This window comes from Pseudomonas sp. RW10S2 (assembly GCF_014268985.1).
Classification (GTDB): domain Bacteria; phylum Pseudomonadota; class Gammaproteobacteria; order Pseudomonadales; family Pseudomonadaceae; genus Aquipseudomonas; species Aquipseudomonas wayambapalatensis.
The window spans coordinates 1-14,167 of sequence record NZ_JABWRO010000069.1 but is presented as its reverse complement, the minus strand read 5'-3'; the positions used below and the strand labels follow the sequence as shown (position 1 = coordinate 14,167).

The following is a 14,167-nucleotide window of genomic DNA, read 5'->3' as shown; positions in this document are numbered from 1 at the left end:
GGCTGTCAGATTCTGGACGAGACAATTGCTCCTGCAAGTAGCGGATCAGTCGCGTTCAAGCACCCACTGCCGCGCGCCAGCCGCGAGCTCCGGCATTTCGTCGGGCTGCGCCCGGTTGACCGCGCGGAAAATCTCCAGCTTGTCGTCATCACGCTTGAACACCCAGGGGGCGCCGCGTTGGTCGCGCTCCAGCCAGAGGCTGTCGTTGTCGCCGCCCATGGACGCGCAATCTCCGGCCAGGCACAGGGCGTAACGGTCCAGATCGGGCAGGCCGGTCACGCCGCCGTCGTCGGCAAAGCGGACCTTGGCGCCCTGGCCCGGGCCTTCGACGATTTTCCATTCACCGCCCAGGTATGCCTTGTACAGCGCCTTCTCGAAGCTGCCGCCCAGTGGGGCGTCGGCCGGTGTCGGGGGCTTGCTGCGCACGAAGGTCTGTTTGGCGCCGGAGGTATCGGTCGTTTGCAATTCGTCGCCGTCGAGGCTCAATCGCTCGCTCTGGCCGCCTTCGAAATTGGCTTGCCATTGTTTGTCCGCCGCGACGAGGCTGCCCTCGGCGGCTTCGAAGCCATTGCTGTAGCGAGCTTGCTGGCTGGCGACGTCGATCTTCCATTCGAACACCGGGCCATGGCTGGACAGCGCCTTGCGCAAGCTGTCGCCCTTGACGGCGGCGTCGATGGCATCCTGGTTGATCCAGGTGCCGTTGAAATCTTCAGGTTTGTGGCTGGCGCAGCCGCCCAGAAGCAGGGCTGCCAGCGCGAGAGGCAGGGCATGACGCATGGTGGGAACCTTCAGGAAGGGAAGGCGGCAGGCCGGGCGCCTGCCGCCTGGGGCATCACTCGATGACGAGGATGGCGTCCATCTCGACTTGCGAGCCCTTGGGCAGGGCAGCCACGCCGATCGCGGCGCGGGCCGGGTAGGGCTGCTCGAAGTAGCGGCCCATGACCTCATTGACCTTGGCGAAGTGGCTCAGGTCGGTGAGGAAGATGTTCAGCTTGACGATATCCTTGAACGAACCGCCAGCGGCCTCGGCAACAGCCTTGAGGTTTTCGAAGACTTGCACGGTCTGTGCCTCGAAGCCTTCAACCAGCTCCATGGTCTTGGGGTCCAACGGAATCTGGCCCGACATGTAGACGGTGTTGCCGGCCTTGATCGCCTGGGAGTAGGTGCCGATGGCGGCAGGGGCCTTGTCGCTGTTGATGACAGTCTTGGTCATGTTGACTCCTTGCGGTTGACGGACTACGCACGCGTTCGGGTGATGCGGACCACGCCGGTCAGGGTGCGCAGCTTCTTGATCACGCGAGCCAGGTGCACGCGGTCGCGCACGCTGACCACCAGTTGGACCACGCTGACGCGACCGTCGCGCTCATCCATGCTGATCTTCTCGATGTTGCCGTCGGCGGCGTTGACGCTGCTGGCCAGCAGGGCGATCAGGCCGCGCTGGTGCTCCAGCTCGACGCGCAGTTCGACGTTGAACTCGCCGGTGACGTCCTTGGCCCAGGAGAGCTGCAGGCACTTCTCCGGGTTGTGCCGGATTTCACTGATGTTGCGGCAGTCTTCCAGGTGGACGACCATGCCCTTGCCCGCCGACAGATGGCCGACGATGGGGTCCCCCGGGATCGGCGTGCAGCACTTGGCGTAGCTGAGCACCAGGCCTTCTGTGCCGCGGATCGCCAGCGGGCCCTCGGGCGATGGCAGTTGCTCGCCTTCGGCCGACAGCAGGCGGCGTGCGACCACGTAGGCCATGCGGTTACCCAGGCCGATGTCTTCGAGCAGGTCTTCGACGAGCTCCAGACGGTATTCAGTGAGGATGGCCTGGACGCGCTCGTCGGCGATCTTGTCCAGGCTGCTGTCGAAGCCGGTCAGCACTTTGTTCAGCAGGCGTTCGCCGAGGCTGATGGATTCGGAGCGGCGCTGCTGCTTGAGCGCATGGCGAATGTGCGTGCGCGCCTTGCCGGTCACCACGAAGTTGAGCCAGGCCGGGTTCGGGCGTGCGCCCGGGGCGCTGACGATCTCGACCGTCGAGCCACTTTGCAGCGGCTCGGAGAGCGGTGCCAGGCGACGGTTGATGCGGCAGGCGATGCAGCTGTTGCCGACGTCGGTGTGCACCGCGTACGCGAAGTCGACGGCCGTGGAGCCTTTGGGCAGTTCCATGATCCGGCCTTTGGGGGTGAAGACGTAGACCTCGTCCGGGAACAGGTCGATCTTCACGCTCTCGATGAACTCCAGCGAGTTGCCGGCCCGCTGCTGCAGCTCGAGGATGCCCTTGACCCATTGGCGGGCGCGGGCGTGGCTGCCCTTGGGCTGCTCTTCCTCGTTCGACTTGTACAGCCAGTGCGCCGCGATGCCGTTATTGGCCATCTCTTCCATTTCGCGGGTGCGGATCTGGATTTCGATGGGCACGCCGTGCATGCCGAACAGCGTGGTGTGCAACGACTGGTAGCCGTTGGCCTTGGGAATCGCGATGTAGTCCTTGAAGCGCCCCGGCAGCGGCTTGTACAGGTTGTGCACGGCACCCAGCACGCGGTAGCAGGTGTCGACCTTGTCTACGATGATGCGGAAGGCGTACACGTCCATGATTTCGTTGAAGGCGCGGCGCTTGCCGCGCATCTTCTTGTAGATGCCATAGAGGTGTTTCTGTCGGCCGCTGACCTCGCCCTCGATGCCATCCGCGGCGAGGCAGTTGGCCAGCGAGGTCTCGATCTTGGCGACGATTTCCTTGCGGTTGCCGCGCGCGCTCTTCACCGCTCGGTGAATGAGCGAGGAGCGCATGGGGTGCATGGCCTTGAAGCCCAGGTCCTCGAACTCCACGCGCACGGTGTGCATGCCCAGGCGGTTGGCGATGGGGGCGTAGATCTCGAGGGTTTCCTTGGCGATGCGCCGGCGCTTTTCGCCGGACAGCACTTCCAGGGTGCGCATGTTGTGCAGGCGGTCGGCCAGCTTGACCAGGATCACGCGGATATCGCGGGCCATGGCCATGGCCATCTTCTGGAAGTTCTCGGCTTGCGCCTCGGCCTTGGTCTCGAAGTTCATCTGGGTCAGCTTGCTGACCCCGTCGACCAGCTCGGCGACGGTTTCGCCGAACTGCTGGCTGAGAGCTTCCTTGGCGATGCCGGTGTCTTCGATCACGTCGTGCAGCATGGCGGCCATCAGGCTCTGATGGTCCATGTGCATATCGGCGAGAATGCTGGCGACCGCCAGCGGATGGGTCACGTAGGGCTCGCCACTGCGGCGGCGCTGGCCATCGTGTGCCTGCTCGGCATAGAAATAGGCCCGGCGCACCAGATTGACCTGGTCGGGGCCCAGATAGGTCGACAGCCGCTCGGCGAGGGCTTCTATACCCGGCATGGTTTCACCTCTTGCAGAGGAAGAGGATCGTGTGCCGCGCGACGTCGACCGGGCATGAATCAGACGGCCTCGTTGTTCTCGTCCTCGAACGCAGCGAACACCGGATCCTCGGTGACGATCTCTTCGGCGGCGATGAATTCATTGGTCACGATGCCTTCGGCGATTTCGCGCAGGGCGACGACGGTTGGCTTGTCGTTTTCCCACGCCACGCGTGGCTCTTTGCCGCCGGTGGCCAGTTGGCGGGCGCGCTTGGTCGAGAGCATGACCAGCTCGAAGCGGTTATCCACGTGTTCCAGGCAGTCTTCAACAGTTACGCGGGCCATGGTCTTCCTCAGTAGCAGATGCGATTAGCGTGCAGCCCAGAATGGGCAGGCGGACTCGATAGTTTAAAAAATCACCAGCCAATAGGGAAGGCCTGTTTTGTCTGGTGATCCGTGTCAGCTGCTCGTGGGAGCGGGCTTGCCCGCGAAAGGGCCGTAACAGACGGCCTCTCACTTGAATCTGACGATAACGCTTCCCGCCCCGCGAACACAACAGCTTCACAACATCGCGTCACGCAATCGCGGGGTCAGCTCCTCGAACAGCGTCTGCACCGAGCGCAGCGCGCGGCAATCGGGGCGGGTCAGCAGCCACAACTGGGTGTCGCAGCCTGGCAGCGCGCCGCTCAAGGCCTCGACGCCGGGCAGGGTATCGACCATATAGTCGGCCAGTGCCGCCACCCCCATGCCGGTGCTGACCAACTGAGCAATGGTCGACATGCCACTGCACTGGTAACGCGGGATCAGGTCGGGGTGCTGCTGGTTGCGCCAGACCACCGTGGGGTGGTCCTGCATGGCGTCGTCCGGGGCGATCCACGGCACGCTGTTTGGCGACTCGGCCAGGCGCTCGCGAAACTCCGGGCGTCCGCAGATTACATAGGACGTTGAGCCCAGGCAGCGTCCGACCAGATGCTCCGGCGGTGTGTTGGTCAGGCGCAGGGCGATGTCGGCGTCGCGGCGGCTGAGGTTGGCGAAGGTGTTGGAGGTGCCCATCTCCAGCGACAGCGCGGGGTAGTTGGGCATGAACTCGGCCAGCGCGGGGAGCAACAGGCTGTGCAGCACGGCTTCGGTGCAGGTCAGGCGCACCGTGCCGCTGACCACCTGCTCGCCGCTGGTCAGGGCGATGCGCGCGGCGTCCAGCGCCTGCTCGGCACGCTCTGCCTGTTCGGCGAGGGCCTGCGCGGTGTCGGTCGGCAGGTAGCCCTTGCGGCTCTTGACGAACAGCGCAGTGCCCAGCGCCGACTCCAGCCGCCGGATCGAGCGGAATACCGTTGAAACATCGACCTTAAGGAGCTCGGCGGCCTTGGCCAGTGAGCGGCCACGTTCCAGTGCCAGGACCAGGGCGAGGTCCGCGTGATTGATCTGATATTGCATTTGTGCACGCTCTGCTTGCCGATTTGCCAATGTCTGTTGCACTGGAGCCCACTTTATAGTGGAACGGCCCCCGGGAATCAATGCGCCCGGCGAGCGACAGAATTCCCCCACGATGGGGCAGTGAAAAGAACAACAGCAGCAACCATCGTCGCCCTCGAGGCGCCAGCCGTATCCCCACATCGCCGCTCCGAATCAAAGGATGTACAGCCATGACGTCGGTCTCCCCGTGCGCCCGTTCTTCCCGCGAGATGAATGAATTCCTGGAAGCCCACCCGGACACGCAGTACGTCGATCTGTTGATCTCCGACATGAACGGCGTGGTGCGCGGCAAGCGCATCGAGCGGGCCAGCCTGCACAAGGTGTACGAGAAGGGCATCAACCTGCCGGCTTCGCTGTTCGCCCTGGATATCAACGGCTCGACCGTCGAAAGCACGGGCCTCGGCCTGGACATCGGCGACGCCGACCGCATCTGCTACCCGATCCCCGGTTCGCTCTCCAATGAGCCCTGGCAGAAGCGCCCGACGGCCCAGTTGCTGATGACCATGCACGAAATCGAAGGCGAGCCGTTCTTCGCCGATCCACGCGAAGTGCTGCGCCAGGTGGTGAGCAAGTTCGATGCGCTGGGCCTGGAAATCTGCGCGGCGTTCGAGCTGGAGTTCTACCTGATCGACCAGGACAATCTGAACGGTCGACCGCAGCCGCCGCGTTCGCCGATCTCGGGCAAGCGCCCGCAGTCGACCCAGGTCTACCTGATCGATGACCTGGACGAGTACGCCGACTGCCTGCAGGACATGCTCGAAGCCGCCAAGGAGCAAGGCCTGCCGGCCGATGCGATCGTCAAGGAAAGTGCTCCGGCGCAGTTCGAGGTCAACCTGCACCACGTCGCCGACCCGCTCAAGGCCTGCGACTACGCGATCCTGCTCAAGCGCCTGATCAAGAACATCGCCTACGACCATGAGATGGACTCGACCTTCATGGCCAAGCCCTACCCGGGCCAGGCGGGTAACGGCCTGCATGTGCACATCTCGCTGCTGGACAAGAAAACCGGCAAGAACATCTTCGCCAACGATGACGCGCTGCAGAGCGAAACCCTGCGCCACGCCATTGGCGGTGTGCTGGAAACCATGCCGGCGTCGATGGCCTTCCTGTGCCCGAACATCAACTCTTACCGCCGCTTTGGTGCCCAGTTCTATGTGCCGAACGCACCGAGCTGGGGCCTGGACAACCGTACCGTGGCCCTGCGCGTGCCCACCGACAGCAGCGATAACCTGCGCATCGAGCACCGTGTCGCAGGGGCCGATGCCAACCCTTACCTGATGCTCGCCGCGATTCTCGCAGGCATCCACCACGGCCTGACCAACAAGGTCGAGCCCGGCGCGCCGATCGAGGGCAATTCGTACGAGCAGCTCGAGCAGAGCCTGCCGAACAACCTGCGTGACGCCTTGCGCGCGCTGGATGACAGCGAAGTCCTCAACCAATACATCAGCCCGGAATACATCGACATCTTCGTGGCCTGCAAGGAAAGCGAGCTGGCGGAGTTCGAAGTGTCGATCTCCGACCTCGAATACAACTGGTACCTGCACACGGTGTAAGCCCATGAGCGCAAACGCGGTTCCCTTGATCGGTGTCAGCGCCTGCCGCCAGCAGGTTGGGAAGAACTCGTCGCACACGGTGGGCGACAAGTATGTCGAGGCGGCAGGTTTTGCCGGGTTGCCGCTGATCCTGCCGGCGCGCGACACGGCCAGCGACCCGCAGGCGCTGCTGGCGCGCCTGAATGGCATTCTTTTTACCGGCTCGCCTTCAAATGTCGAGCCGCATCATTACAATGGCGCCCCCAGCGTGGACGGTACCCGGCACGACGTTGCGCGTGATCGCCTGACCCTGCCGTTGCTGCAGGCCGCCATTGCCGCCGGCGTGCCGGTGTTGTGCATCTGCCGTGGATTCCAGGAACTCAACGTGGCCTTGGGTGGCACTCTGCACCAGCGGGTGCAGGAACTGCCCGGCTACCTGGACCACCGCGAACCTGAGGACGCACCCCTGGAGGTGCAATACGGGCCTCGACATACGGTCGGCATTGCGCCGGGCGGGTTGTTCGAGCGCCTGGGCCTGGCTGCGCAGTTCGAGGTCAACTCGCTGCATAGCCAGGGCATCGACCGTCTGGCCCCGGGCCTGCGTGTCGAGGCACGGGCCCCGGATGGCCTGATTGAAGCGGTGTCGATGACTGATGCGCCGGGCTTCGTGCTTGGCGTGCAATGGCACCCGGAGTGGCGTTTCGCCGAAAACCCGGTCTCCCTACGTCTGTTTCAGGCGTTTCGCGAGGCCTGCATTGCCCATGCTGCTCGGGAGGGTTCGCGCCAGAAGGCATTCTGACGTTACCCGAAGGTCTCGGATGACCCACCCCCTGCAGCAAGCTTTCAATGAGTGAAAGCGGGCCTTGTTCGCAAGGCCTGTGAAAACAATACCAATAGCAACGGCAAATAACTCATGAGCGAATACACAGAAGCCGGCCGCCCTCCCGATGTGGCGGCCGACGCGGGCAGCAACACCCAGCGTGCCAGCAAAGGCCTGGCCAAAGGTCGCCTGGGCCTGCTGGCCAGCGTGGTGCTGGGCATCTCCACCATTGCCCCGGTCTATACCCTGACCGGCGCCCTCGGCCCGACCGTACGCGAAGTCGGCGCCCATCTGCCGGCGGTCTTCATCGTCGGCTTCCTGCCGATGCTGCTGGTTGCCCTCGGCTACCGCGAGCTGAACGCCGCGGAGCCCGACAGCGGCACCTCTTTCACCTGGTCGGCACGTGCCTTCGGCCCGATGATCGGCTGGATCGGTGGCTGGGGGCTGGTCGTTGCCACCACCATCGTGCTGTCGAACCTGGCCGGTGTGGCGGTCGATTTCTTCTACCTGTTCATCGGACAGATCACGGGGCATCACGCGTATGCCGCGCTGGCGGACAACCTGCTGATCAACGTCACCACCTGTTGTGCGTTCATCGCCCTGGCGGTGTGGATCTGCTGTCGGGGCATGGGCACCACCATGACCGTGCAGTACGGCCTGGTCGCCCTGCAATTGCTGGTGTTGGTGGGCTTTGGTTTTGCGGCTTTCGGCGAGACCACTGCGCCGCCGCCGCTGGAGTTCGATCTCGCCTGGTTCAACCCCTTCGGTGTCGAATCGTTCTCGGCCTTCGCGGCCGGCCTGTCGCTGTCGATCTTCATCTTCTGGGGCTGGGACGTGTGCCTGACCGTCAGCGAAGAGTCCATCGGCAGCGACGAAGTGCCCGGCAAGGCGGCCACCTGGACGGTGCTGCTGATCCTGGGGCTGTACCTGTTCACCGCCATTGCCACCTTGCAATTCGCCGGTATCAGCGACAGCGGCCTGGGCCTGGGTAATCCGCGCATCCAGGAGAACGTCTTCGCCCACCTGGCCGGCCCGGTCATGGGGCCGCTGGCGATCCTGATGTCGATTGCGGTGTTGGCCAGCACCGCGGCATCGCTGCAGTCGACCTTCGTGTCTCCTGCGCGCACCCTGCTCGCCATGGGCTACTACGGTGCCGTGCCGCAGCGTTTCGCCAGCGTCTGCCCGCGTTCGCAGACGCCGCGCTACGCGACCATCTGTGCGGGCGTGGCGGCGGCCTTGTTCTACGTGACCATGCGCACCCTGAGCGAGAACGTACTGGCCGACACCATCACCGCGCTGGGGATGATGATCTGCTTCTACTATTCGCTGACCGCGTTCGCCTGTGTCTGGTACTTCCGCGACAGCCTGTTCGACAGCCTGCGCCACTTCTTCATGCGCGGCCTGTGCCCGCTGGTGGGTGGGGTGATCCTGTCGGTGATCTTCGTGCGTACCGCGATCGACAGCGCTTCGCCCGACTTTGGCAGCGGCTCGCATGTAGGCGGGCTGGGGCTGGTATTCGTGATCGCGGCGATCATCTCGGTGCTGGGCATCGTGCTGATGATGCTGTCGCGGCTGCGCGCCCCGGCGTACTTCCTCGGGGCAACCTTGCAGCAGCAGGCGAAACTGCAGTTGCAGGAATAAGGCCTAGGTGGGGCTGCTGTGCAGCCTGATTGCGGGGCAAGCCCGCTCCTACAGGTGCGGTGCCGTACCTGTAGGAGCGGGCTTGCCCCGCGATTGTTTCAGCCGACCAACTGCTTCAACAGCGCACCATGGCGCTGCTGCTGCTTCTTGAGCAGCAACCGGTTCGAACGGAACACCGACTTCAGGTCTTCGAGCGCGTCTTCGAAGTCGTCGTTGACGATGACGTAGTCGAACTCGTTGTAATGCACCATCTCGCTGACCGCTTCCTTCATGCGCCCGGCAATGATCTCTTCGCTGTCCTGGCCGCGTCCGTCCAGACGCTGACGCAGGGCTTCCTGGCTCGGTGGCAGGATGAAGATCGACAGGGCCTCGGGCATCAGCTTGCGCACCTGCTGCGCACCCTGCCAGTCGATTTCCAGGATCAGGTCGAAGCCTTGTTCGAGGGTTTCCTGCAGCGCGCTGCGCGAGGTGCCGTAGTAGTTGCCGAACACCTCGGCGTGCTCGAGGAAGTCGCCTTGGGCGATCAATGCCTTGAACTCCTCGTGAACCACGAAGTGGTAGTTCACCCCGTGAGCCTCGCCCGGGCGCATGGCGCGGGTGGTATGGGAGACAGACACGCGGATCTGCTGGTCTTGCGCGGTCAGGGCGGTGACCAGGCTGGTCTTGCCAGCGCCGGAAGGCGCCGAAACGATGTAGAGGGTGCCGCTGCTGTGGTTCATGGTGGGGTGGCCTTACTCGATGTTCTGTACTTGTTCACGCATCTGTTCGATCAGCACCTTCAGGTTGACCGCCGCCTGGGTGCTGCGCGAGTCGAAGGCCTTGGAGCCGAGCGTGTTCGCCTCGCGGTTGAGTTCCTGCATCAGGAAGTCCAGGCGTCGTCCGGCGGCGCCGCCCGACTTGAGCACTCGGCGCACCTCGGTGACGTGGGTGCTGAGGCGGTCGAGTTCTTCGGCGACGTCGCTCTTTTGTGCCAGCAGTACCATTTCCTGCTCCAGACGCTGCGGGTCGAGTTCGGCCTGCAGGTCGTTGAAGCGGTCGACGATGCGCTGGCGCTGGGCTGCCAGCATCTGCGGCACCAGGGTGCGCAGTGTGGCGACCTCGCTGGTCATGGCGTCCAGGCGCTCGTTGATCAGTCGTGCCAGCTCCTGGCCTTCGCGCAGGCGACCGGCCTTGAGTTCGGCCAGCGCCTCGTCGAACAGGGCGATGGCTTCGGCGTTGAGGGCCTGCGGGTCGGCGGCATCGGCCACCAGCACGCCGGGCCAGGCCAGCACTTCTAGCGGGTTGAGCGGCGCCGGCTGCTTGATCAGCCCGGCCACGGTCTCGGCGGCGGCGACCAGTTGCGCGGCGCGTTCGCGATCGACCTGCAGCGGCTTGCCGGTGCTGTCGTCGGACAGGCGCAAGGTGCATTCGACCTTGCCGCGCGACAGCCCCTGGCGCAGACCTTCACGTACCGCGCCCTCGAGGTCACGCAGGGCTTCCGGCAGGCGCAGGTGCGGTTCGAGATAGCGATGGTTGACCGAGCGCAGCTCCCAGGCCAGGGTGCCCTGGCTGCCGGCGCGCTCGACGCGGGCAAAGGCGGTCATGCTGTGCACCATGGGGAGTACCTCGCGAATTCGGTTTGTACGGGGGAAGCCTTTCGGCTGCAAGGCGCAGGATTGTAGCGCAGTGCGGCGGTGACGCCCAATCGAACCATGCTACAGGGCGGGGCTGCTATCGGTGGGAAAAGTCGACGGGGTGCGAGGCTGCGACAATAGGCATGTCCTCCCAGGACGCGCGGCTCTATAATGGCCGCCAGATTCGATTTCCGGTACAGGTATCCCAGATGAAACGTCCAAGTGGTCGCGCTGCCGATCAGCTTCGCTCGATCCGCATCACCCGCAACTACACCAAGCACGCCGAGGGGTCGGTACTGGTCGAGTTCGGTGACACCAAGGTCATCTGCACGGTCAGCGTCGAGAACGGTGTTCCGCGCTTCCTCAAAGGCCAGGGCCAGGGTTGGTTGACCGCCGAGTACGGCATGCTGCCGCGCTCCACTGGCGAGCGTAACCAGCGTGAGGCCAGCCGTGGCAAGCAGGGCGGTCGCACCCTCGAGATCCAGCGCCTGATCGGCCGTTCGCTGCGTGCGGCACTGGACATGAGCAAGCTGGGCGACATCACGCTGTACGTCGACTGCGATGTGATCCAGGCGGACGGCGGCACTCGCACCGCTTCGATCACCGGCGCCATGGTCGCCCTGTGCGACGCCCTGGCGGTGATCAAGAAGCGTGGCGGTCTAAAGGGCGGCAATCCGCTCAAGCACATGATCGCCGCAGTGTCGGTGGGCATGTACCAGGGCGAGGCAGTGCTGGACCTCGACTACCTCGAAGACTCGGCTGCCGAAACCGACCTCAACGTGGTCATGACCAGCGCCGGTGGCTTCATCGAAGTGCAGGGCACTGCCGAAGGCGCGCCGTTCCAGCCTGAAGACTTCAACGCCATGCTGGCGCTGGCGCAGAAGGGCATGACCGAGATCTTCGACCTGCAGCAGGCTGCATTGGCCGACTGAAGCTGCGCCAAGGAGGCGATGGACCCATGAGTGAGACGAATCTGCCGATCGAAACGCCGAGCGCCGAAGTTCGGCAATGGGCGATGTTCTGCCACTTCAGCGCCTTGCTCGGGCTGGTGATGCCGCTCGGGCATCTGCTCGGGCCACTGGTGATGTGGATCTGGAAGCGTGAGGTCGATCCGTTCGTCGATGCCCAGGGCAAGGAGGCGCTGAACTTCCAGATCAGCGTCACCATTGCCGGATTCATCTGCTTCCTGCTGATGTTCGTGGTTATCGGCATCGTGCTGTTCGCCATCCTGGCAGTGGCCGTGCTGATCCTGATCATCCTTGCAGGGGTTCGGGCCAATGAAGGCAAGCCGTACCGCTATCCGCTGATCTGGCGGCCGATCAAGTAGCCCCGCGCGCTCAAGGTAGCTGCAAACCGCCAGCTGCCTTGTGCAGGGCGCGCAGGTGTTCACCGATCTGTTTCACATTGGCCTCGATTGCCGCAATCTCCTTCGCCCGTGCAGGCTCCAGCAATGCCCGTACTTCCTTGTCCAGATCGGTACTCAGGCGCAGCAACTGCGCCTGCCGCTCGCTGCTGACCTTTTCAAGGTGCACGCGCTCCTGAGGTTGGGGCAAGCCGTAGCCATCCGCCTCGAGCAATTCGGCCGGGCGGCTGAGGAACCCACTGTTGGCAAGCATCTTCTGCAGCGTGGCGTTGGCCTTGTCGATGCTGCCGTCCTTGAGTGCGGCGGCGTTCAGGTAACGTTGTTTGACTTCATCCTGTGCCAGTAGCAACTGACGGCGCAGGCTGGCCTGCTCGAGCAGCAGCAAGGCAGCACTGGTGCGCAGATCGGCCTGGGCGAACCAGGGGCGGCGTTGCTCGGCATCCTGGGCCAACCAGTCCTCCACCGCTGTCTGCTTGATCGGCAACTGTTTCTTCAGCACCTCGAACATGGCCTGATAGCGATCGCGATAGGAGTCGAAGCGATACCCCAGGCGCAGCGCCTCACGCGGGTCGTCGAGCACACTGGTGTCGGCCAGCCCCCGCCCCTTGAGCACCTCCAGCAAACCATTGGGCATGATCGCGTCGAGGTCGTTGAAGCGTTGGTCGGCGGTGCCGCTGCGCATCAGCTTGAGGGTTTCCACCGCGCAGTTGTTGGACAGGAAGTAGTAATTGCCGTCGTAGCTCCAGTGCATTTCGGCAGCCTGGCGCACCAGGTCCTCGATCTGCTGGCGGTCGAGCTTGAGCGGCACGGAGGCCAGGCTGCGCAGTTCGGTCTTGGTGTACTCGTCGATCACCTGGCCCAACGGCAGGACGAACAGGCGCGACGGATAGGCGCCGGTCAGGCCGTCCCAGCTGGACAGTTGCACATCATTGACGAACGCGCGGTACGACAACACCAGGTGGCGGTCCAGATCCAGGCGGCAGTCTGGCCCGCGTGGGCGGCCCGGTGCGCAGATCACCAGGCGCAGCATGCTGTGTCCCCAGCGGCTGACCCAGTTCTGGTTGGCCTCGGCAAGCAGGTAGTCGACTTCGTAGACGCGCTCCGGGTCGATCTCGCCCAGTGGCTCTCGGGCGAAGTCACTGCCGGCGTTAAGGAACGGCAGACCCTTGGCGCAGGTGTTCTGCTGGGGTGCCCAGCCGAAATGATCGCGCAGGTACTGGTTCAAGGCCGGGCGTCGGCAGCCATAGCTCGGGTCGAGGAGGAAGTACTCCATGTTGACCGCGACAAACTCCTTGGGGCTGCTCAGCTCGTAGCTGTCCGGGGTGCGTACCAGTTGACCGTTGTGCTGTTCACGCTCGCCGCGACGGCCGACGTACTGCGGCCAGCCGGCAAGGTCGAGCAGGCGCGGATCGTCACTCAGGGTGAAGCGGCGTGCTGTCTGGCCACGGCATTGCTGGGGGAGGCCGATCTGGCCGAGGGTGCCCTGCTGGCGGTTGCAGCGGGCAATCAGCGAGCGCTCGGCACTGGGCCACAGTCGCGCGCGATCATAGATATGGGTCAGCTCGTGCAGTACGGTGGCAAGCAGTTCTTCCCGCACCGTGCCGTGGGGGCGATGGGTTTTTTCCTTGGCGGCACTGCCATCGGTGAGCCCTGGCAGCAGGCGACTGTTGAGGTTGATGGTCGAGACTGGCGAAGCCTGGCCGTAGGCATCGGCGGGCATCTTGTCGGTCCAGCTGACCTGGATGCGTCGATCCAGACGCTGCTTGAAAGAGGGAGGCAGCTTCGACAGTGCCTCATCCAGCAGTTGCTGGGAGGCGTGCTGCTGTCGAGCGTCCAGACTGGCAGTCTGCAGCTCGAGCTGCAGATCGGCCAGGGCGGGCGTGCCGAGCAGCGTCAGGGCGCAGCCGAGCAGCCAGGCACGCACACGCTTCACAGCGACAGGATGGCTTCGGCCAGTACCTGGTCGCTGGCATTGCGCGCTTCAGGCACGCGGTCGCGCAGGGTGTCGAATGCGGCTTCGAGCTGGGCGCCGCGAATATCGCCATTGCTGGCGACGAAGCTGGCGGCGTCGTCGCGGGCTTCGCGCACGACTTTGGAGTCGCGGATCGAGGTGGTGGTGTCGGATGTGAAATCGATCGAGCGGCCAAAGGCGCGAACGATGATATTGCTGGTGGCCACCAGGGTTTGCGCCTGGGCCAGGTCGGCCAGCAGCAACATGCCGAGGGTAGCGGCGATCAGCGGTTTACGCATGGAGCATCTCCGAAAAATACAGGGAGTCAGGTGTGATCATTGGACGAGAATTGCTTCCGCCAGTTCAAGGTCGCCGACGGACTGACGCGAATAGATATGACGCAGTTCCGTCAGTGCAGCTTGCAGGCGTGCGCCGCGAATCCGACCGCCAG

Annotated in this window: 15 protein-coding genes; 5 read left to right on the top strand and 10 right to left on the bottom strand. The window is 64.2% G+C overall.

Features of this window, described 5'->3' with window-relative positions; all coding sequences use genetic code 11:
- Positions 1–45 precede the first annotated feature (45 nt).
- The 5 genes from HU729_RS15770 to HU729_RS15750 all read right to left on the bottom strand — a co-directional run bounded on the left by HU729_RS15770 (position 46) and on the right by HU729_RS15750 (position 4,757).
- A complete protein-coding gene (locus tag HU729_RS15770) occupies positions 46–777 on the bottom strand; it encodes a hypothetical protein (RefSeq protein ID WP_186670063.1) in 732 nt (243 codons plus the stop codon).
- 55 nt (positions 778–832) lie between these two features.
- The gene (locus tag HU729_RS15765) at positions 833–1,213 is read right to left on the bottom strand and encodes a RidA family protein (protein WP_029612280.1); all 381 of its coding nucleotides are present in this window, start codon (positions 1,211–1,213) and stop codon (positions 833–835) included.
- Positions 1,214–1,236: 23 nt separating this feature from the next.
- Positions 1,237–3,345 (bottom strand): bifunctional GTP diphosphokinase/guanosine-3',5'-bis pyrophosphate 3'-pyrophosphohydrolase, encoded by a 2,109-nt coding sequence (gene spoT, locus HU729_RS15760; RefSeq protein ID WP_186670062.1) that lies wholly within the window; start codon positions 3,343–3,345, stop codon positions 1,237–1,239.
- Between the two features lie 59 nt (positions 3,346–3,404).
- Entirely contained in the window at positions 3,405–3,668 is a 264-nt protein-coding gene (gene rpoZ, locus HU729_RS15755) for a DNA-directed RNA polymerase subunit omega (RefSeq protein WP_003253383.1), read from the bottom strand.
- Between the two features lie 216 nt (positions 3,669–3,884).
- Positions 3,885–4,757: a LysR family transcriptional regulator gene (locus HU729_RS15750; RefSeq protein ID WP_186670061.1), complete on the bottom strand. Its 873-nt coding sequence runs from the start codon at positions 4,755–4,757 to the stop codon at positions 3,885–3,887.
- Positions 4,758–4,966: 209 nt separating this feature from the next.
- Here HU729_RS15750 and HU729_RS15745 point away from each other — a divergent pair, with 209 nt between their 5' ends.
- The 3 genes from HU729_RS15745 to HU729_RS15735 all read left to right on the top strand — a co-directional run bounded on the left by HU729_RS15745 (position 4,967) and on the right by HU729_RS15735 (position 8,789).
- Positions 4,967–6,349, top strand: coding sequence for a glutamine synthetase family protein (locus HU729_RS15745; protein ID WP_186710926.1), 1,383 nt, complete (start codon positions 4,967–4,969; stop codon positions 6,347–6,349).
- 4 nt (positions 6,350–6,353) lie between these two features.
- Positions 6,354–7,127, top strand: coding sequence for a gamma-glutamyl-gamma-aminobutyrate hydrolase family protein (locus HU729_RS15740; RefSeq protein WP_186710925.1), 774 nt, complete (start codon positions 6,354–6,356; stop codon positions 7,125–7,127).
- A 114-nt stretch (positions 7,128–7,241) separates the two neighbouring features.
- Positions 7,242–8,789, top strand: a complete 1,548-nt coding sequence (locus HU729_RS15735; protein ID WP_186670059.1) for an APC family permease — start codon at positions 7,242–7,244, stop codon at positions 8,787–8,789.
- A gap of 98 nt (positions 8,790–8,887) precedes the next feature.
- Here HU729_RS15735 and gmk read toward each other — a convergent pair whose 3' ends face one another.
- Positions 8,888–9,508 carry a guanylate kinase gene (gmk, locus tag HU729_RS15730; RefSeq protein WP_186670058.1) on the bottom strand — a complete coding sequence of 207 codons (621 nt, stop codon included), beginning with the start codon at positions 9,506–9,508 and terminating at the stop codon, positions 8,888–8,890.
- 12 nt (positions 9,509–9,520) lie between these two features.
- Entirely contained in the window at positions 9,521–10,384 is an 864-nt protein-coding gene (locus tag HU729_RS15725) for a YicC/YloC family endoribonuclease (RefSeq protein ID WP_186710924.1), read from the bottom strand.
- Between the two features lie 227 nt (positions 10,385–10,611).
- Between HU729_RS15725 and rph the strand changes: the two genes are divergently transcribed.
- Together rph and HU729_RS15715 are read left to right on the top strand one after the other, a co-directional pair.
- Positions 10,612–11,334 carry a ribonuclease PH gene (gene rph, locus HU729_RS15720; RefSeq protein ID WP_186670055.1) on the top strand — a complete coding sequence of 241 codons (723 nt, stop codon included), beginning with the start codon at positions 10,612–10,614 and terminating at the stop codon, positions 11,332–11,334.
- Between the two features lie 26 nt (positions 11,335–11,360).
- Complete coding sequence (locus HU729_RS15715; RefSeq protein ID WP_054894864.1) at positions 11,361–11,729, top strand: DUF4870 domain-containing protein; 369 nt, start codon at positions 11,361–11,363, stop codon at positions 11,727–11,729.
- Positions 11,730–11,739: 10 nt separating this feature from the next.
- On the opposite strand, the gene HU729_RS15710 is transcribed toward HU729_RS15715, so the two are convergent.
- The 3 genes from HU729_RS15710 to HU729_RS15700 all read right to left on the bottom strand — a co-directional run.
- A complete protein-coding gene (locus HU729_RS15710) occupies positions 11,740–13,698 on the bottom strand; it encodes a DUF4105 domain-containing protein (RefSeq protein ID WP_186710923.1) in 1,959 nt (652 codons plus the stop codon).
- Positions 13,695–14,015, bottom strand: coding sequence for a DUF2388 domain-containing protein (locus tag HU729_RS15705; protein WP_186670051.1), 321 nt, complete (start codon positions 14,013–14,015; stop codon positions 13,695–13,697). The genes HU729_RS15710 and HU729_RS15705 overlap by 4 nt, the downstream gene beginning before the upstream one ends.
- Positions 14,016–14,051: 36 nt before the next feature.
- Positions 14,052–14,167: DUF2388 domain-containing protein (locus tag HU729_RS15700; protein WP_186710922.1), on the bottom strand; the 116-nt coding region annotated here is incomplete at its 5' end.

What these genes read in the sequence shown, in the direction of transcription:
- HU729_RS15745 (WP_186710926.1), top strand. Translation starts at nt 4,967, where the DNA reads ATGACGTCGGTCTCCCCGTGCGCCCGTTCTTCCCGCGAGATGAATGAA.
- rph (WP_186670055.1), top strand. Translation starts at nt 10,612, where the DNA reads ATGAAACGTCCAAGTGGTCGCGCTGCCGATCAGCTTCGCTCGATCCGC.
- HU729_RS15735 (WP_186670059.1), top strand. Translation starts at nt 7,242, where the DNA reads ATGAGCGAATACACAGAAGCCGGCCGCCCTCCCGATGTGGCGGCCGAC.
- HU729_RS15705 (WP_186670051.1), bottom strand. Translation starts at nt 14,015, where the DNA reads ATGCGTAAACCGCTGATCGCCGCTACCCTCGGCATGTTGCTGCTGGCC.
- HU729_RS15770 (WP_186670063.1), bottom strand. Translation starts at nt 777, where the DNA reads ATGCGTCATGCCCTGCCTCTCGCGCTGGCAGCCCTGCTTCTGGGCGGC.
- HU729_RS15725 (WP_186710924.1), bottom strand. Translation starts at nt 10,384, where the DNA reads ATGGTGCACAGCATGACCGCCTTTGCCCGCGTCGAGCGCGCCGGCAGC.
- HU729_RS15750 (WP_186670061.1), bottom strand. Translation starts at nt 4,757, where the DNA reads ATGCAATATCAGATCAATCACGCGGACCTCGCCCTGGTCCTGGCACTG.
- spoT (WP_186670062.1), bottom strand. Translation starts at nt 3,345, where the DNA reads ATGCCGGGTATAGAAGCCCTCGCCGAGCGGCTGTCGACCTATCTGGGC.
- HU729_RS15765 (WP_029612280.1), bottom strand. Translation starts at nt 1,213, where the DNA reads ATGACCAAGACTGTCATCAACAGCGACAAGGCCCCTGCCGCCATCGGC.
- gmk (WP_186670058.1), bottom strand. Translation starts at nt 9,508, where the DNA reads ATGAACCACAGCAGCGGCACCCTCTACATCGTTTCGGCGCCTTCCGGC.
- HU729_RS15740 (WP_186710925.1), top strand. Translation starts at nt 6,354, where the DNA reads ATGAGCGCAAACGCGGTTCCCTTGATCGGTGTCAGCGCCTGCCGCCAG.
- HU729_RS15715 (WP_054894864.1), top strand. Translation starts at nt 11,361, where the DNA reads ATGAGTGAGACGAATCTGCCGATCGAAACGCCGAGCGCCGAAGTTCGG.
- rpoZ (WP_003253383.1), bottom strand. Translation starts at nt 3,668, where the DNA reads ATGGCCCGCGTAACTGTTGAAGACTGCCTGGAACACGTGGATAACCGC.